13 protein-coding genes and 1 tRNA gene are annotated in these 18043 nt (G+C 67.8%); 11 read left to right on the top strand and 3 right to left on the bottom strand.

Features of this window, described 5'->3' with window-relative positions; genetic code table 11:
• The first annotated feature begins 11 nt into the window (after positions 1-11).
• The 3 genes from ACWF82_RS15870 to ACWF82_RS15860 are packed head-to-tail and all read left to right on the top strand — an operon-like array spanning position 12 to position 4355.
• Positions 12-1844: an ABC transporter ATP-binding protein gene (locus ACWF82_RS15870; RefSeq protein WP_452501764.1), complete on the top strand. Its 1833-nt coding sequence runs from the start codon at positions 12-14 to the stop codon at positions 1842-1844.
• Positions 1841-3688, top strand: a complete 1848-nt coding sequence (locus ACWF82_RS15865; protein WP_452501762.1) for an ABC transporter ATP-binding protein — start codon at positions 1841-1843, stop codon at positions 3686-3688. Before ACWF82_RS15870 ends, ACWF82_RS15865 begins: the two co-directional genes overlap by 4 nt.
• 49 nt (positions 3689-3737) lie before the next feature.
• The gene (locus tag ACWF82_RS15860; protein ID WP_452501760.1) at positions 3738-4355 is read left to right on the top strand and encodes a putative glycolipid-binding domain-containing protein; all 618 of its coding nucleotides are present in this window, start codon (positions 3738-3740) and stop codon (positions 4353-4355) included.
• 13 nt (positions 4356-4368) lie between these two features.
• Here ACWF82_RS15860 and ACWF82_RS15855 read toward each other — a convergent pair whose 3' ends face one another.
• Complete coding sequence (locus ACWF82_RS15855; RefSeq protein ID WP_452501758.1) at positions 4369-5316, bottom strand: prephenate dehydrogenase; 948 nt, start codon at positions 5314-5316, stop codon at positions 4369-4371.
• Between the two features lie 58 nt (positions 5317-5374).
• Here ACWF82_RS15855 and ACWF82_RS15850 point away from each other — a divergent pair, with 58 nt between their 5' ends.
• From ACWF82_RS15850 to ACWF82_RS15840, 3 genes are all read left to right on the top strand, one after another.
• On the top strand, positions 5375-5914 hold the full coding sequence (locus tag ACWF82_RS15850) for a tRNA adenosine deaminase-associated protein (RefSeq protein ID WP_378854241.1): 540 nt from the start codon (positions 5375-5377) through the stop codon (positions 5912-5914).
• A 17-nt stretch (positions 5915-5931) separates the two neighbouring features.
• Positions 5932-6366: a nucleoside deaminase gene (locus tag ACWF82_RS15845; protein WP_452502003.1), complete on the top strand. Its 435-nt coding sequence runs from the start codon at positions 5932-5934 to the stop codon at positions 6364-6366.
• Positions 6367-6412: 46 nt separating this feature from the next.
• Positions 6413-6503 (top strand) — tRNA-Ser (locus ACWF82_RS15840).
• Between the two features lie 349 nt (positions 6504-6852).
• Here the strand turns inward: ACWF82_RS15840 and ACWF82_RS15835 are convergent.
• A complete protein-coding gene (locus ACWF82_RS15835) occupies positions 6853-9141 on the bottom strand; it encodes an MMPL family transporter (RefSeq protein WP_452501756.1) in 2289 nt (762 codons plus the stop codon).
• A gap of 180 nt (positions 9142-9321) precedes the next feature.
• The gene (locus tag ACWF82_RS15830) at positions 9322-11616 is read right to left on the bottom strand and encodes an MMPL family transporter (protein WP_452501754.1); all 2295 of its coding nucleotides are present in this window, start codon (positions 11614-11616) and stop codon (positions 9322-9324) included.
• Between the two features lie 204 nt (positions 11617-11820).
• On the opposite strand from ACWF82_RS15830, the gene ACWF82_RS15825 reads away from it, so the two are divergent.
• The 5 genes from ACWF82_RS15825 (at position 11821) to tgt (ending at position 17925) form a co-directional block, all read left to right on the top strand.
• Positions 11821-12414: a TetR/AcrR family transcriptional regulator gene (locus ACWF82_RS15825; protein ID WP_452501752.1), complete on the top strand. Its 594-nt coding sequence runs from the start codon at positions 11821-11823 to the stop codon at positions 12412-12414.
• Positions 12415-12424: 10 nt separating this feature from the next.
• Complete coding sequence (locus ACWF82_RS15820) at positions 12425-12901, top strand: RrF2 family transcriptional regulator (protein ID WP_452501750.1); 477 nt, start codon at positions 12425-12427, stop codon at positions 12899-12901.
• Positions 12902-12985: 84 nt separating this feature from the next.
• The gene (locus tag ACWF82_RS15815; protein WP_452501748.1) at positions 12986-14719 is read left to right on the top strand and encodes an ABC transporter ATP-binding protein; all 1734 of its coding nucleotides are present in this window, start codon (positions 12986-12988) and stop codon (positions 14717-14719) included.
• Positions 14716-16623, top strand: a complete 1908-nt coding sequence (locus ACWF82_RS15810) for an ABC transporter ATP-binding protein (protein ID WP_452501746.1) — start codon at positions 14716-14718, stop codon at positions 16621-16623. Before ACWF82_RS15815 ends, ACWF82_RS15810 begins: the two co-directional genes overlap by 4 nt.
• A 48-nt stretch (positions 16624-16671) precedes the next feature.
• Positions 16672-17925, top strand: coding sequence for a tRNA guanosine(34) transglycosylase Tgt (gene tgt, locus ACWF82_RS15805; RefSeq protein ID WP_452501744.1), 1254 nt, complete (start codon positions 16672-16674; stop codon positions 17923-17925).
• Positions 17926-18043: the final 118 nt, after the last annotated feature.

Raw genomic sequence — 18043 nt, 5'->3', positions numbered from 1 at the left:
AAGGGGGAGTCTTGTCTGTCACTTTGGAACTGGCGGCCACCGAATCGGAGGCCGACAGATCGGGGCGGCCTTCGCCGCGGCCGAGCGGGAGATTGCGGTCGCTGCGCCGGTTCCTGCCCTACCTCTGGCCTTACCGGGTGCCGCTGATCGCGGCCAATGTGCTCGCCATCGTCATGGCCAGCACCGCCATCGCGATCCCGCTGGTCATCGCCAGGGTGATCGACGGGCCGATCGCGCGGCGCGACTTCGTCGGTCTGCTGGCGCCGGTAGCGCTGATCTTCTTTCTCGGCGCGCTGGAATCCTTCGGCATGTGGGGCAGGCGTTGGCTGGTGTCCAAGCCGTCGACGCTGTTCGAGATCCGGATGCGGGCCAAGCTTTTCGGCCAGCTCCAGGCACTCTCGATCGGTCGGCACGACGGCTGGCAGTCCGGTCAGCTGCTCTCGCGCGCGATCGACGATCTGGCGGTGATGCGGCGGTTCGTCGCGTTCGCCGGGCCGTTCCTCATCGTCAACGGCATCATTCTGCCCACCGGCCTGATCGCCCTGTTCGCGATGAACTGGCAAGTGGGACTGATCTTCACGGTGATCTCGCTGCCGTTGACGCTGATGTGCGCGCGCTTCGTGAACCGGTTCGAGGTGGCTTCGCGGCGGTCGCAGGACCAGTCCGGCGACCTGGCGACCATCGCCCAGGAGTCGGCGCAGGGCGTGCGTGTGCTCAAAGCGCTCGGGCGCGGTGAATTCTTCGGCTCGCGCTTCACCGCGCTGTCGCGTGAGCTGCAGAAGACCGAGCTGGAGAAGGTGCGCCTGGACGCCACGCTGTGGGCGGCGCTGGTGACCTTGCCGACGGTCTCGATCGCGGCGTCGCTCGGCGTCGGCGGCTACGCGGTGGTGCAGGGTTCGATGACGATCGGCACGCTGGTCGCGAGCATCACGCTGGCGACCTTCCTGCAGTGGCCGATCATCTGGCTGGGCTTCCTGCTGTCGGAACTGTTCGAGGCGCGCACCGCCGCGGACCGGTTCTGGGAGATCATGGACACCCCGCTCGATATCACCGACCCGCCGCATCCGGTGAGCCTGCCCGCGACGGTGCGCGGTGAACTGGTCGTCGACCATGTTCGCTTCGCCTACCCGACCGGCGAGGATCGGTCGGAAAAGGCCGTGTTGGAAGACATCTCGTTGCGGATCCGGCCAGGCGAGACGGTCGCGCTGGTCGGTGCGACCGGCAGCGGCAAGACCGCGCTGCTTGAACTGATTCCCCGGCTCTACGACGTGGACGACGGCAGCATCACCATCGACGGTATCGACATCGCCACCCTGCGCCTGGCCGACCTGCGCCGGGTGGTGACGGTGGCCTTCGAGGAGCCGGTGCTGTTCTCGGCCAGCGTCCGCGAGAACGTGGCGCTGGGCGATCCGCGCGCTACCGATGCCGATGTGCGCCAGGCGCTCGACATCGCCCAGGCGAGTGAGTTCGTCGACGCGCTGCCCTGGGGGCTCGACACCAGGATCGGCGAGCAGGGCATGAGCCTGTCCGGCGGGCAGCGGCAGCGGCTCGCCCTGGCCAGGGCGGTGCTCACCGGCGAGGCGGCCGCCGAGCACGGCCGGATCATGGTGCTCGACGATCCGCTCTCGGCGCTGGACGTGGAAACCGAAGAGCGGGTGCAGGATCGGCTGCGCACTGTGCTCTCCGGCGCCACCACGCTGCTGGTCGCGCACCGGCCGTCGACGGCGGCGCTGGCCGATCGCGTCGCCCTGCTCGCCGACGGTCGGATCGTCGCCGAGGGCACCCACGAGAAGCTGCTGCGCACCAACAGCCGCTACCGCGAACTGATGGGAGGTGAATCATGACCACCGACACCGATATCGAAGCCACCGCGCCCGATCAGGCGGCGGACTGGCGCGGCATCGCCAAGGAGGACGACACCGTCACCGGCACCGGAAACCTGGTGCTGGCCGGGCGATCCCGGCGGCTGCTGCTCGACCTGGTGCGGCCCTACCGCAAGCAGGCGGTACTCACCTTCGTGCTGATCGTGCTCGACAACGCGGCCAAGGTGTCGACCCCGCTGTTCATCGCCTACGGCCTCGATCACGGCATCAGCCAAGGGCGGCAGGGCAATTGGACGCCGCTGGTGGCGACCGTCGCCGGCTTCGTCGCGGTCACCGTGCTGTCGGGGCTGACCACGTACCTGTTCCTGCGGGCTTCCGGCTCGCTGAGTCAGCGGGTGCTGTTCGACCTGCGGGTGCGTGCGTTCCGGCACACGCAGAGGCTCAGCGTGTCGTTCCACGAGAAGTACACCTCCGGCAAGGTCGTCACCCGGCTTACCAGCGATATCGAGACGCTGCAGGAACTGCTCGAAGGCGCGCTCAACCAGGCCTTCAGCGCGATTCTGTCGGTGGTGACCATCGCGGTGCTGCTGGTCTGGCTTGATCCGATGCTCGCCTCGATCGTGCTGCTCGGGTTCGTGCCGCTGGTGCTGGTGACCCGGTGGGCGCAGCGGCGTCAGCGGGCGGGCTACCGGCGCACGCGCGGCGCGATCGCGCGCGTCGTCGTGCAGTTCGTCGAGTCGATGAGCGGCATGCGCGCGGTGCAGGCGTTCCGCCGCGAGCACCGCAACCAGGAGGTGCTCGGCGCCGAGGACAGCGAGTACCAGAAGGCGACCACCACCGCGATCCGCGGCATGGGCGACTACGTCGGCCTGTCGAACTTCATCGGCAAGGTGACCACGGTGATCGTGCTGCTGGTCGGCGCGTGGCAGGTGATGGAGGGCAATCTCGCGATCGGCGTGCTCGCCGCCTACCTGCTCTACCTGGACCAGTTCTACGGCCCGCTAGACGAACTCGCGCAGGTGTTCAACTCCTACCAGTCCGCCGCGGCGGCGCTGGAGAAGATCTCGGGCGTGCTCGAGGAAGAGCCCGCGGTCGCCGAACCTGACGATCCGATCGCCCTAGAGCGGGCGACCGGCTTGGTGCGGATGGACGAGGTCTGGTTCGGCTACCACGCCGATTCTCCGGTGCTGCCGGAGTTCGACCTGGTCATCCCAGCCGGACAGGTGGTGGCGCTGGTCGGCGCCACCGGCGCGGGCAAGTCGACGCTGGCCAAGCTGCTCACCCGGTTCTACGACCCGAGCGGCGGCACGATCACCCTCGACGGTGTCGACCTGCGCAGGCTGGCCGATGCCGAGCTGCGCAGGCACGTCGTGATGGTCACCCAGGAGGCGTACCTGTTCTCCGGCACCATCGCCGACAACATCCGGCTCGGCAGGCCCGACGCGACCGATGCCGAGGTCGCGGCGGCGGCGCGGGCGGTCGGGCTCGACGCGTTCGTCACGTCGCTGCCCGACGGGTACGCGACCGATGTCCGCACCCGCGGCGGCAGGCTCTCGGCGGGCCAGCGGCAGCTGGTCGCGTTCGCCAGGGTGTTCCTGGCCGACCCCGCGGTGATCGTGCTCGACGAGGCCACGTCGAGTCTCGACATCCCCGGCGAGCGGCTGGTTCAGCACGCGCTGGAGACGCTGTTGCGCGAGCGCACCGCGGTGATCATCGCGCACCGGCTCTCGACTGTCGCCATTGCCGACCGGGTGCTGGTGCTCGACGCGGGCCGGGTCGTCGAGGACGGCGCACCCGCCGAGTTGATCGCCGGACAGGGCCGCTTCGCGGGTCTGCACGCCGCCTGGCGGGATTCGCTGGTCTGATGCCACCGTGTTGTACAGCCACGGGGCTGATGTCGCTTACCGTAGAGAGGTGACGACCCCAGCCCCGGGCCAAGCCGACGGCCCCACCGAGATCAGGCCGGCCTCCCGGTGGCCGGCGGTACTCACCTGGCGCGCCCACGACAACACCCGGATGGAATCGGTCCGGGTGACGCTCAACGGCAATCGGATCAGGGCAGCGGGCCGGATGATCGGCAGTGCCTGCGACGAGCACCCGGCGTTCAGCGCGTCCTACGACCTGGTCACCGACGAGGCGGGCGCGACCCGGCGATTGTCGTTGCGCACCACAACGGCCGCGGGTGAACGCCACGCCTCGATCTCCCGCGACGAGGAGAACTACTGGCTCGTCGACGCGGGCGGCAGCCATGTGCGCTCCACGTTCGCCGGCGCGCTCGATGTGGACGTGGTGCTGAGCCCGTTCTTCAATACGCTGCCGATTCGCCGGTTCGGCCTGCAGAACGCGGTCGGCGACTTCCAGGTCCCGGTCGTCTACGTGCGCCTGCCCGATCTGCTGGTGCAGGAGGCCGAACTCACCTACTCGAGCGCCGCCGACGGCATCAACGTGCTGTCCCCGGTCTCGAGCGCCACGCTGACGGTCGATCCCGAGGGTTTCGTGCTCGACTACCCGGGACTCGCCGAACGGGCCTGACACCGAACGAGATTCATAGTGCGCGCAGCACCCCGCCGCGCTGACCGGCCCGGTGCAGTTCGCCGAGCCAGTCGCCCACACCGGGAACGATGCCGGTGATCTCCCAGCGCGTGTGTTCGTCGTAGGCGGTGCGACCGCGGTAACCCGCCTCGACAACATCGCCGAGGGTGCCGTCCGCCCGCAGGGTGTCCCGCGCGGTGACCAGCGCCGCGATCGTCTCGTCGAGCACCTGCCCGAGAGCGGCGGCATTCGGTTCACAGATGGCGCGCACCAGATCGGGCGCGGTGCCAGCCACCCGGGTGCCGTCGCGGAAGGATCCCGCGGCCAGGCCGAGCGACAGCGCGCCACCGGCCGCGCCCGCCGCTGCCAGCGCTTCGGCCAGCACATGCGGCAGATGCGAGATCCGCGCGACCGCCTGATCGTGCTCGTCGGCGACCACCGGAACCACGACCGAACCGCAGTCCAGCGCCAGCCGCACCACCCGCGTCCACGGCTCGACCCGGGTGCCCTCGTCCACGCCGACCGCCCACACCGCGCCCCGGAACAGCTCGGGATCGGTTGCCGCCCAGCCCGATTCGGCCGTCCCGGCCATCGGATGCCCGCCGGCGTAGTTCGCCTCCAGACGGTGCTTGCGCACCGCGTCGGCGACCGGGCCCTTGATGCTCACCACATCGGTCAGCGGGCACCGCGGCGCGATGGCGGCGATCTCGGCGAGGATGGTGCCGACCGCGGGCATCGGCACCGCGAGTACCAGCAGGGCGTCGGTGTCCGCGGCCCGGCGCAGCACCGCGGACAGCTCGCCGGAGACGTCGAATCCGTCGCGTCGCGCCGCCTCCGCACCCGTATTCGACCGGTTGTACCCGAACGCCTCGTACCCCGTCGCGACCGCGGCGCGCAGCAGCGAGCCGCCGATCAAACCGGTTCCGAGGACGCAGACAGGGGCACGCTGGACGAGGGTCATCGGAACAGATTGGCACACGAGTTCATCATTACGGGCGGGACAGACTACCGTTTGGTCCATGGCAGCACAGCGCTCGGGCTCGAACAGGGCGACGTCGGATGACGACTTCGACGTCGAAGGGTTCGCCATGGCGGTGGTCCGTGAAGAAGGCACGTGGCGATGCAGTCCACTGAGCCAGGACGCTCTGGTGGATCTGTCGGCCGCCGAGACCGAATTGAAGGCATTGCGCAGCTCGGGGGCGGTATTCGGGCTGCTAGACGTCGATGACGAGTTCTTCATCGTGTTGCGCCCCGCGCCGAGCGGCACCCGTCTGCTCGTCTCGGACGCGACCGCCGCGATCGACTACGACATCGCCGCCGACGTCCTCGACGCGCTCAACGTCGAGATCCCCGACATCGACCCCGACGAACTCGACGACATCGAACCGTGGGAAGAGGGCGACCTCGGCGTCCTGGCCGACCTCGGCCTGCCGGAACCGGTGCTCGCCGTGATCCTCGCCGAGACCGACCTCTACCCCGACGAGCAGCTCGGCATGATCGCCCAGCGGCTCGGCTTCGCCACCGAATTCGCGGCGGTCCTGGACAAACTGCCTCGGTGACGGTCACCGACGAAGACATGGTGCGCGCCGCGATAGCGGCCGCCGCGGGCGCCGACCCGCGCGATGTGCCGGTCGGCGCCGTCGTCTTCGATGCCGAGGGCCGTGAACTCGCGCGCGCGACGAACGCCAGGGAAGCACTCGGCGATCCCACCGCGCACGCCGAGATCCTCGCGCTGCGCGCCGCCGCTGCCGTCCACGGCGACGGCTGGCGGCTCGAAGGCGCGACCCTGGCCGTCACCCTGGAACCGTGCACCATGTGCGCGGGCGCGCTCGTGCTGGCCAGGGTCGGCAAGGTCGTCTTCGGCGCCTGGGAACCCAAGACCGGCGCCGTCGGCTCGCTCTGGGACGTCGTGCGCGATCGCAGGCTCAACCACCGGCCGCAGGTCCGTGGCGGCATCCTCGAACCCGAGTGTGCCGCCCTCCTCGACGATTTCTTCCGAACCCAGCGCTGACCAGCGGATTTAACGATCAGGCACCCCCTCCGGTATCGTAGTCGGCGGTGGCGTGTCCGAGCGGCCTAAGGAGCACGCCTCGAAAGCGTGTGACGGGTAACCCCCGTCCGAGGGTTCAAATCCCTCCGCCACCGCCACAGAGCCCCTCACCTGATATGCCAGGTGAGGGGCTCTTTTTTTGACCGGACGTAATACACTGGTAGTACCGAAATCCGGGAAGGAACGATGTCTTATGCGCGGGCGACAGCCGCCACCCGCGAAGTCCGGAATGGGGCTCGGGGGGAAGCTTATGGTTCTCGTCGTTCTCGGCTGGGTAGCCGTCGGGCTGCTCGCTGCGGGCCAGCGACATTACTTCGCGCACCTACCCAAGGAATGCTCCGACTGGGCCACGATCGCGGTCACCGCCGCCGCGGGTCCGGCCAACTACATCGGCCTGAACCCGCGGGTCAGCGAGTGCGAGGTGCCCCAACCGAGCCAGTAGTCCGGTCACATGGCCGCGGGTACCGGTGCCTTCTCCCGCTGCTGTAGTTCGCGCAGGCGAGCGCCTTCGACGTCGATGTCCGGGACGATCTTGTCCAACCACTTCGGCAGCCACCATGCCCATTTGCCGAGCAGTACCAGCAGCGCGGGGATGAGCACCATGCGGACGACGAACGCGTCGAGGGCGACACCGGCCGCGAGCGCGAAGCCCATGGACTTGGCGGTGACGTCGGATTCGAGCAGGAACGAGCCGAACACCGAGATCATGATGATCGCCGCCGAGGTGACAACGCGCGCGCCGTGGTGATAGCCGTTGATCACGGCGTCGGTGGGGTCGGCGCCGTGCACGTATTCCTCGCGCATGCGGGTCACCAGGAACACCTGGTAGTCCATGGCAAGGCCGAAGACCAAGCCGATCAACATGATCGGCAGGAAGCTGACCAGTGGATGCGGGTCCTGGATGAGGCCGAGCTCGCCCTCCTGGAAGATCAGCACGGTCGCGCCGAAGGTGGCCGCCATCGACAGCAGGAAGCCGAGCGCGGCCGTGAGCGGGACCAGGATCGAGCGGAACACCAGGATCAGCAGGATGAACGCCGCGCCTGCCACGATCGCCATGTAGGGGACGATCTTGCTGAGCAGCACGTGGTCGATGTCGGCGTAGATGGCCGTTGTGCCGGTGATGCCGTACGACATCTTGTACTGGTCGTGCAGTGCGGGTTCGGCGTCACGGGCCGCGTGCACCAGGTCCTTGGTCGACTGCGCGTTGGGGCCCGCCTTCGGAATGCCGTTGATCAGCGCGCCCGCCCCGTCCTGGCTGAGCTGCGGTTCGGTGACCAGCTCCATATCGGGGTAGGACTGGAGCTTCTCGCGCAACGCGAGGAGGGCGGCTTGGCGCTGGTCGACGGGGGTGTCGCTGAGGTCGACCGCGATCTGCAGGACGCCGTTGCTGCCCTCGCCGAAGCCCTCGGTGCGCAGGTCGTAGGCCTTACGGACGGTGGTCGACTTGGGCAGGCTGTCCTCGCCTGGCAGGCCGAGATTCAGGTTGATCGCGGGCGCGGCCAGCAGTCCGAGCGCGACGATCGCCAGGACCATCGTCACCGCGGGCCACTTGGCGATCACCCTGGCGACGCGGGTGCCGTTGGTGACGATGGTGTCGTCCTCGGGATCGTGCTGGGCGATCACCGGCAGCTTCGGTTTGAACAGGTGCTTGCCGAACGCGCCGAGCAGGGCCGGCATCAGCGTGATCGCGGTGAGCACCGCGAAGGCCGCCGCGACCGCGCCGCCGAGACCCATGAAGGTCAGGAACCGCACGCCGACGATGCTCAGGCCGACCAGCGCGATGATGACGGTCAACCCGGCGAACACGACCGCCGAGCCTGCCGTGCCCAGCGCGCTACCGGCCGCTTCCTCGGGCGAATCCTGCACCGCCAGTTCATGTTTGTACCTGGACACGATGAACAGCGCGTAGTCGATCGAGAGCGCGATGCCGATCATCGAGGCGAGGAACGTGGTGAAACTGGGGATCGACAGCACCGAGGTGGAGAGGAAGATCAGCGAGGTGGCCGCACCGAGGCCGACGATCGCGGTGATGATCGGCACGAACGCGGCGACGATCGCGCCGAACGCCACAACCATGACCACCAGGGCCACCGCCATACCGATCATTTCCGACTTGCCGCTCGGCATCTCCTGTTCCATCGCGATCGTGCCGCTGATCTCGACCGTCAGGCCTGCGGCGCGGGCGGTGTCACCGGCGTTGTAGGCGGCCTCGCGGTCGGCGGCGGTGATGTCGGCGAATTCCTTGATGGTGAACGGGACGCTGACGTACGCGACGGTGTCGGGTTCGGTCTTGTTCAGCACGTTCAGCGGCGCGCCGCTACAGATCGACGGATCGCGCTCGGCGCCGAGGCAGCCCATCTCCTCGGTCACCGCGACCGGATTCGGGATCGGCTTGCTGTGATCGACGATGTCGAGCTGTTCGAGCTGGGCGATCATCGTGTCCAGCGCCTGCCGGTTGGCCGGATCGGTGAGTTTCTGCCCGGCCGGGGCGCCGATGACATAGGTGCCGGTCACGGCGTCGAAGGCGAACGCCTCGGACATGCCGGGGAAGTGTTTGTCGAGGATCTCGGTCGCCCGCTCCGACGGCAGGTTGGGCATGCTGAAGTCGTCGGTCATCGGTTTCTGCAGCTGGGCGCCGAGGCCGCCGAGCACGAGGAAGAACAGTAACCAGACGGGCAGCACGATCCATTTGCGGCGAAAGGCCAGCTTGCCCCACCGGTACAGGTAGACGGACACGGTTTTCTCCTCGCGGTGATCGGTGCGGAGCGCGGATCGGGAGATACAGCCGGGTCGAACTAGTCCGAGTCTGGTGCCAGGCCACCGCGATATCAAGCAACCTGCCAGCCGTGGTGGGGCGAAAAACGCGACGACCCCGCAATCCTGGAGTGGATTGCGGGGTCGTGCGGTGGAGATAGGTCAGCCGACCGGAACCGGGTGCTTCACCGTCTCGGCGCCCTGGTTACGCAGCTGCTCGAGCTTCGAACCCTCGACGTCGATATCGGGCAGGATGCGGTCGAGCCACTTCGGGATCCACCACGACCACTTGCCCATGATGACCAGCAGCGCGGGCACAACGATCATGCGGACGATGAAGGCGTCGATCGCCACACCGGCGGCCAGCGCGAAACCGAAGGACTTCGCGGTGACGTCGGTTTCCAGGATGAACGAGCCGAACACCGAGATCATGATGATCGCCGCCGAGGTCACGACGCGGGCGCCGTGGTGGTAGCCGGAGACCATCGCGTCCTTGGGTGACTTGCCGTGCACGAATTCCTCGCGCATGCGGGTCACCAGGAACACCTGGTAGTCCATGGCCAGGCCGAACACCAAGCCGATCAACATGATCGGCAGGAAGCTGACCAGCGGCTGCGGATCCTCGATCAGGCCGAGCTTGCCCTGCTGGAAGATCAGCACGGTGGCGCCGAAGGTGGCGCCCATGGAGAGCAGGAACCCGAGGGCCGCGGTGAGCGGGACCAGGATCGAGCGGAACACCAGGATCAGCAGGACGAACGCGGCGCCCGCCACGATCGCCAGGTACGGCACGATCTTGCTGAGCAGCACGTGGTCGACATCGGCGTAGATGGCGGTGGTGCCGGTGATGCCGTATTCCATGCCGTACTGGGCCTTCAGCTCGGCTTCGGCGCCGCGCGCCTCGGCGACCAGGTCCTTGGTGGCCTGGTTGTTCGGGCCCGACTTCGGCACGCCGTTGAGCATGGCGCCCTGCTTGTTCTCGCTCCACTGCGGCTCGGTGACGTAGTCCATGCCCTCGTAGGACTCGAGCCGGTCGCGCAGCGCGCCGACCGCGGCTTCACGCTGGTCCTCTGGCACCGCGCTCAGGTCGGTGACGACCATCAGCACGCCGTTGCTGCCCTCGCCGAAGCCGTCGGTGCGCAGCTCGTAGGCCTTGCGGACGGTGGAGGTCTTCGGCATCGAGTCCTCGCCGGGCAGACCGAGGTTCAGGCCGGCCGCTGGCGCGGCGAGCGCGCCGAGCACGACCACCGACAGGATCAGCGCGACCCACGGGGCCTTGCCGATCAGGCGGGCGAAACGCTGGCCGTTGGTGACCGAGTTCTCGTCCTCGGGATCGTGCTGGGCGACCAGCGGCAGCTTCGGCTTGAACAGCGACTTGCCGAAGGCGCCCATCAGCGCCGGCATCAGGGTGATCGCGGTGAGCACCGCGAAACCGGCGGCGATGGCGCCACCGAGACCCATGAAGGTCAGGAATTGCACGCCGACGATGCTGAGCGCGCCGAGCGCGATGATGACGGTCAGACCGGCGAACACGACGGCCGAACCGGCGGTGCCGAGCGCGGTACCGGCGGCTTCCTCGGCCGAATCACGCACGGCCAGTTCGTGCTTGTAGCGCGAGACGATGAACAGCGCGTAGTCGATCGAGAGCGCGATGCCGATCATCGAGGCGAGGAAGGTGGTGAAGCTCGGCACCTCCATCACCGAGGTACCGAGCATGATCAGCGAGGTCGCGGCACCGAGGCCGACGATGGCGGTCACGATCGGCACGACCGCGGCGACGATGGCGCCGAAGGCGACCACCATCACGATCAGCGCGACACCCATGCCGATCAGCTCGGACTTGCCGCTGGGCTGCTCCTGCTTCATCGCGACGGAACCGCTGAGCTCGACGGTCAGGCCCGCGTTGCGGGCCTCGGCGGCGACGTCGTAGGCGGCGTCACGCTCGGCGTCGGTCACATCGGTGACGGCCTTGATACTGAACGGCACGTTCAGCACCGCGACGGTGTTCGGCGCGGTCGAGTTGAGCACGTTGAGCGGCGCGCCCGAGCACTGCGACGGGTCGGGGTTGCTCAGGCAGCCCATCTTGTCGGTCAGCTCGATCGGGCTCATGAGCGGCTTCTCGTGATCGACGATCGGCAGCTCACCGAGCCTGGTGATGAAGGCGTCGATCGCGGCGCGGTTGGCCGGGTCGGTCAGCAGCTGACCCTCCGGTGCGCCGATCACGTAGGTGCCGGAGACAGCGTCGAACTTGAACTGCTCGGACATGCCGGGGAAGTGCTTGTCGAGGATGTCGTTGGCCCGCGCCGAGGGCAGCGAGGGCATGCTGAAGTCGTTGGTCATCGGCTTGCTGAGCGTCGCGCCCAGGCCGCCGAGCAGGACGAACAGCAGTAGCCAGACCGGCAACACGATCCATTTGCGGCGGAAAGCGAACTTTCCCCATCTGTACAGGTATACGGACACGAGGGTGTGCTCCTAGCGCGAAGAACTCGGGTGGGATCAGGCTCGTAGACAGCACTCGCGGGTTGTCCCCTGTCGGACCCGCCTCCACATCGTCGTTTTCTGCCTACCGTGCGGTAGGTAGAATACCGATACGGTAAGTGGAGGGGCAACCTCAATTTTTGGGGGTGCCGCCTAGGTCGCACCAAATCATGGGAGGATTGGCCGATGGCTGCCCGAGAAGTCGCCGATACCGTTACCGCAGGTAGAAGCACCAAAGAGGCGATCCGCGACGCCGCGGTTCAGCTGTTCGCGGCCAAGGGATTCGAGCAGGCGAGCCTGCGCGAGGTCGCCGATATGGTGGGAATCACAAAGGCCTCGCTCTACTACCACTACCCGTCGAAGCTAGATCTGCTCATCGCGATCATCGACCCGATCATCGATCACATGCGCGACATCGTCGAAGACATCGACGCCGTCCCCTACGACGACGAGGGCATCCGCGCGGTCCTGCGCACCTATTTGCGCGGGATGATCCGGCACCGCGCCGCGGGCGCGCTCTGCGTGCGCGACACCGCCGCGATCGTCAACGCGATCGCCGATCGCTACCCCGACCTGATGGAACCCACCAGGGAACTGCGGTTGTGGCTGGCCGGTCCCGAACCGACGCAGGAGTCCCTGCTGCGGGCCGCCGCCGCGATCGAGGTGCTCGGTGTCGCGCTGCTGTCGACCGAACTGGCGCCCGGCGCCACCGACGCCGCGGTGGAGAAGACCCTGCTCGACGCGGCGACCTGCGTACTGACCGCGTGCGGGACCGCGTAAGTTCGAGACCGTGCATATCACCGCCAGGGTCGATTACGCGGTGCGAACGTTGCTCGAGCTCGCCGCGGCCGACGGAGTCGTCAAGGCCGAAGCCATCGCCGCCGCAGCGCAGATCCCACCGAAGGTGCTCGAGACCGTCCTGTCCGAGCTGCGCCGCGCCGACCTGGTGCTGAGCAGGCGCGGACCCGACGGTGGCTATCGCCTCGCCAGGCCCGCGCAGGAGATCTCGGTGGCCGACGTGATCCGGGCCGTGGAATCGCCGCTGGCCTCGGTGCGCGGGCAGCGCCCCGAGGACGTGCGCTATCCCGGCGCCGCCGAACCGCTGCAGCAGGTGTGGATCGCGCTGCGGGTCAATATCAGGGCCGTGCTGGAGAACGTCTCGATTGCCGATATCGCGGCCGACCGACTGCCCGGTTTCATCGGCGAACTCGTCGCGGACCCGGGCGCGTGGGCACGTCGCGAGCCGCGGACACCCGCCGCGCCGTGAGTTGTCCACAGGCCGGGAACTTATCCACAGGCATGTGAAAACAGCGTGTCACCGGTTACCCGCACGCGGTAGCCTGCGACCATCATGTTGATCACCCTGCTGCGGACCTATCTGGCCCCGTACCGTGCCCAGCTGGCTGGGGTTATCACCCTCCAGCTGATCTCGGTCATCGCGATGCTCTACCTGCCGAGTCTCAATGCCGACCTGATCGACAACGGTGTCACCCAGGGCGATATCGGCTACATCTGGACCACCGGCCTGTGGATGCTCGCGGTCAGCTGTGTGCAGATCGTGGCGTCCTCGGCGTCGGTGTACTTCGGTGCGCAGGCGGCCATGGGCGCGGGCCGGGACATGCGCGGTGGCGTGCTGCACCGGGTCGAGACGTTCTCGGCGAGAGAGGTCGGCGTGTTCGGCGCGCCGTCGCTGATCACCCGCTCGACCAACGACATCCAGCAGGTGCAACTGCTCATCGTCATGTCGGTGACGATTCTGGTGATGGCCCCGATCATGTGCGTCGGCGGCATCGTCATGGCGCTGCGCGAAGACCTCGGGCTGTCCTGGCTGCTGCTCATCGCGGTCCCGGCGCTGGCGCTGGCGATGGGCACGATCGTGGCGCGGATGGTGCCCGGCTTCCGGCAGATGCAGGCGCGCATCGACGACGTGAACCGGGTGCTGCGCGAGCAGATCACCGGTATCCGCGTGGTGCGGGCGTTCGTGCGGGAACGGCAGGAGATCTGGCGCTTCGGGATGGCCAACACCGCGCTCACCGACGCCTCGCTGCGCGTCGGCAAGCTGATGGCGCTGATGTTCCCGACGGTCATGCTGATCAGCAACCTCACCGCCGTCGCGGTGATCTGGTTCGGCGGCCACCACGTCGACAACGGCACCATGCAGATCGGCTCGCTCACCGCGCTGCTGTCCTACATCATGCAGATCCTGATGGCCGTCATGATGGCCTCTTTCCTGGCCATGATGGCGCCGCGCGCCGCCGTCTCGGCCGACCGGATCGGCGCGGTGCTCGAGACCGAGTCCTCGGTGCGCCCGCCGCGCCTGCCGCAGCCCTTCGCCGGTGACCCGGCCACGGTCGACCTGCAGTTCGCCGAATTCGCCTTCCCCGGCGCGGAGAAACCGGTGCTGCGCGGCATCCGCTTCCAGGTCGCTCCCGGCACTACCACCGCGATCGTCGGTTCCACCGGCTCGGGCAAGACCACCCTGATCAACCTGATCCCGCGACTGATCGACGTCACCGACGGCGCGGTCTACGTCGGCGGCACCGACGTGCGCCACCTCGACCTCGAAAGCCTGCGCGGCGGGATCGGCTTGGTGCCGCAGAAGGCCTACCTGTTCTCCGGCACCATCGCGAGCAACCTGCGCTACGGCAACCCCGACGCCACCGACGAGGAACTCTGGCATGCGCTCGAGGTCGCCCAGGCGGCTGATTTCGTGCGCGAGATGCCACAGGGGCTCGAGACGCCGGTCGCCCAGGGCGGCACCACGGTGTCCGGTGGTCAGCGGCAGCGGCTGTGTATCGCCCGCGCGCTGGTGCGCAAGCCGCGCGTCTACCTGTTCGACGATTCCTTCTCCGCGCTCGACGTCGCGACCGACGCCAGGCTGCGCGCCGCGCTGAAGCCCGAGACCGCCGACGCGTCGGTGATCATCGTCGCCCAGCGGATCGCGACCATTCGCGACGCCGACCAGATCGTCGTCATCGAAGACGGCGCGATGGCGGGCATCGGCACCCATGAACACCTGATGCAGCGATGTCCCGAGTACCGCGAGATCGTCGAGTCCCAGCTGAGCGTGGAGGAGGCTCGATGAGGCCAGGCGGACCCGTACCCGGCGCCCCGGGCACGAAGGCCAAATCATTCGGACCGTCGCTGAAGCGCCTGCTGCGCAGGCTCGCGCCGGAACGCGTCGCCGTCGGCACGATCATCGGCCTGGTGATCACCTCGGTGGTGCTCAACACGCTGGGCCCCTACCTGCTCGGCAAGGCAACCAACCTGGTCTTCGACGGCTTCGTCGGCAAGCAGCTCGATCCTCGGTTCACCAAGGAACAGACCATCGCGATGCTGCGCGACCGGGGCGAGAACACCAGGGCCGACATGCTCTCGGCGATGGACGTCATCCCCGGTACCGGCATCGATTTCCACGCTGTCGCCCAAGTGCTGATGATCGTGCTCGCGCTGTACGTGGCGGCCTCGGTGTTCGGCTGGCTGCAGGGCTACCTGCTCAACATCGTCATCAACCGGACGGTGAAGCGGCTGCGCGACGAGGTGGAGAACAAACTGCATCGCCTGCCGCTGCGCTACTTCGACACCGCGCCGCGCGGCGACGTGCTCAGCCGTGTCACCAACGACGTCGACAATGTCTCGCAGAGCCTGCAGCAGACGATGAGCCAGCTGCTGGTCTCGCTGTTCACCGTGATCGGCATCCTGATCATGATGTTCTGGATCTCGCCGCTGCTGGCGCTGATCGCGCTGCTCACCGTGCCCGCCGCGATCGTGGTCACCGCGCAGATCGCCAAGCGGTCCAAGCCGCATTTCGTCGACCAGTGGAAATACACCGGCGCGGTGAACGCCTCGGTCGAGGAGGCCTACACCGGCCACGAGATCATCACCGCGTTCGGCCGCGGCCGCGAGGTCGGCAAGGAGTTCGACGAGCGCAACCAGAAGCTTTACGACGCGAGCTTCAAGGCGCAGTTCATCTCCGGCCTGATCATGCCGGCCATCATGTTCCTCGGGAACGTGAACTTCGTGTTCATCGCGCTGGTCGGCGGCCTGCGGGTGGCGACGGGCAACCTGTCGCTCGGCGAGGTTCAGGCCTTCATCCAGTACTCGCGCCAGTTCAGCCAGCCGCTCACCCAGATCGGCGCGATGGCCAACCTCCTGCAGTCCGGCGTCGCCTCGGCCGAGCGGATCTTCGAGATCCTCGACGCCGAGGAGCAGAGCCCCGACCCGCTGGTCGAGAACCTTCGTCCGGTCGATCGCGGCCGGGTCGAGTTCGAGGCGGTGTCGTTCGGCTACGAGCCCGAGGTGCCGGTCATCGAGCGGCTGTCGCTGGTCGCCGATCCAGGGCACGTGGTCGCCATCGTCGGCCCGACCGGTGCGGGCAAGACCACCCTGGTCAACCTGCTGATGCGCTTCTACGAACTCGACGCGGGCACCATCGCGATCGACGACGTCGACATCACCACCATCACCCGCGACCACCTCCGGTCCCGGATCGGCATGGTGCTGCAGGACACCTGGCTGTTCAAGGGCACGATCAGGGAGAACATCGCCTACGGCAATCCCAATGCCTCCGAACACGACATCCTCGCCGCGGCCCGCGCCGCCTACGTCGACCGGTTCGTGCACGCGCTGCCGCACGGCTACGACACGGTGATCGACGAGGAGGGCGGCGGTGTCAGCGCTGGTGAGAAGCAGCTGATCACCATCGCCCGCGCGTTCCTGGCCAAGCCGTCGATCCTGATCCTGGACGAGGCGACCAGCTCGGTCGATACCCGCACCGAACTGCTGGTCCAGCACGCGACCGCGGCCCTGCGCCGCGACCGCACCAGCTTCGTGATCGCGCATCGCCTGTCCACCATCCGCGACGCCGACCTGATCGTGGTGATGGAGAAGGGCCGCATCGTCGAACACGGCACGCACGAGCGGCTGCTCGAGGAACGGGGCGCGTACTTCCGCCTCTACAACGCGCAGTTCGCGGCGGCGGAGCTGTAGGAACAGGGTGTCCGGTGCCACGCCGGGCAGCCCTGGCACGATGGGCGGGTGGCCGATCCCAGCGAGTTCTCCTTCACCGTAGGCACCCGTCTCGACGGCGGGCGGCACGGCCGTACCGGCGTCATCGGTACCCCGCACGGGGAGATCGCCACGCCCGCCTTCATCCCGGTCGGCACCAAGGCCTCGGTGAAGGCGGTACTGCCGGAGACGATGAAGGACCTCGGCGCCCAGGCGCTGCTGGCCAACGCCTACCACCTGTACCTGCAGCCGGGCGCCGACATCGTCGACGAAGCCGGCGGCCTCGGCAAGTTCATGAACTGGCCGGGCCCCACCTTCACCGACAGCGGCGGCTTCCAGGTGATGTCGCTCGGCGTCGGATTCAAGAAGGTCCTGGCGATGGAGGCCGTCGACATCCGCTCCGACGAGGTGATCGCCGAGGGTAAGGAACGCCTCGCCACCGTCGACGACGACGGCGTCACCTTCCGCTCGCACCTGGACGGTTCGAAGCATCGCTTCACCCCCGAGGTATCGATGGGCATCCAGCATCAGCTCGGCGCCGACATCATGTTCGCCTTCGACGAGCTGACCACCCTGCTGAATACCCGTGGCTACCAGGAGAAATCGCTCCAGCGCACGCACGAATGGGCGCAGCGCTGCATCGATGAACACGAGAAGCTCACCGGCGACCGCGGCCACCGGCCCTACCAGGCGCTGTTCGCGGTGATCCAGGGCGCGCAGTACGAGGACTTGCGGCGCAAGGCTTGTCGTGAGCTCGAGGAGATCCGCGGTTCCGGCGGAACGGAATTCGACGGCTACGGCATCGGCGGCGCGCTGGAGAAGCACAACCTCGGCACCATCGTCGGCTGGTGCAGCGACGAACTGCCCGAGCACAAGCCGCGCCACATGCTCGGCATCAGCGAACCGGAGGACATGTTCGTCGCCATCGAGAACGGCGCCGACACCTTCGACTGCGTCAACCCGTCCCGGGTGGCCCGCAACGCGGCGATCTACGTCGACGAGGGCCGGTTCAATATCAACACCAGCCGCTTCCGCCGCGATTTCACCCCCATCGACGAGAACTGCGACTGCTACACCTGCGCGCATTACACCCGCGCGTACCTGCATCACCTGTTCAAGGCCAAGGAGATGCTCTCGGCCACTCTCTGCACGATCCACAACGAGCGGTTCACCGTGCGGCTGGTCGACCGGATCCGCGAGAGCATCGATGGCGGCTACTTCGACGAGTTCAAGGCCGAGTTCCTGGGGCAGTGGAAGGGCCGGGTCAAAGCACCGGGCGCCTGATACCAGCCCGCACGCCCGACCCCTAGGGAGGGCAGGCCGACGAAGTCGGCCGTCGCGGCCGTCCCGCCGGTCAGGTGCCGTTGCGTAGGCGACGAAGGAGCAAGCAACGGTGCCTGAC

This window comes from Nocardia sp. NPDC055053 (genome assembly GCF_053608285.1).
This window is presented reverse-complemented; position numbering and strand designations above follow the sequence as displayed.

Bases quoted from the DNA above. Each gene is read 5' to 3' on its own strand.
- ACWF82_RS15865 (WP_452501762.1), top strand. From the start codon at position 1,841: ATGACCACCGACACCGATATCGAAGCCACCGCGCCCGATCAGGCGGCG.
- ACWF82_RS15855 (WP_452501758.1), bottom strand. From the start codon at position 5,316: ATGACCCTCGTCCAGCGTGCCCCTGTCTGCGTCCTCGGAACCGGTTTG.
- ACWF82_RS15850 (WP_378854241.1), top strand. From the start codon at position 5,375: ATGGCAGCACAGCGCTCGGGCTCGAACAGGGCGACGTCGGATGACGAC.
- ACWF82_RS15845 (WP_452502003.1), top strand. From the start codon at position 5,932: ATGGTGCGCGCCGCGATAGCGGCCGCCGCGGGCGCCGACCCGCGCGAT.
- ACWF82_RS15825 (WP_452501752.1), top strand. From the start codon at position 11,821: ATGGCTGCCCGAGAAGTCGCCGATACCGTTACCGCAGGTAGAAGCACC.
- ACWF82_RS15815 (WP_452501748.1), top strand. From the start codon at position 12,986: ATGTTGATCACCCTGCTGCGGACCTATCTGGCCCCGTACCGTGCCCAG.
- ACWF82_RS15810 (WP_452501746.1), top strand. From the start codon at position 14,716: ATGAGGCCAGGCGGACCCGTACCCGGCGCCCCGGGCACGAAGGCCAAA.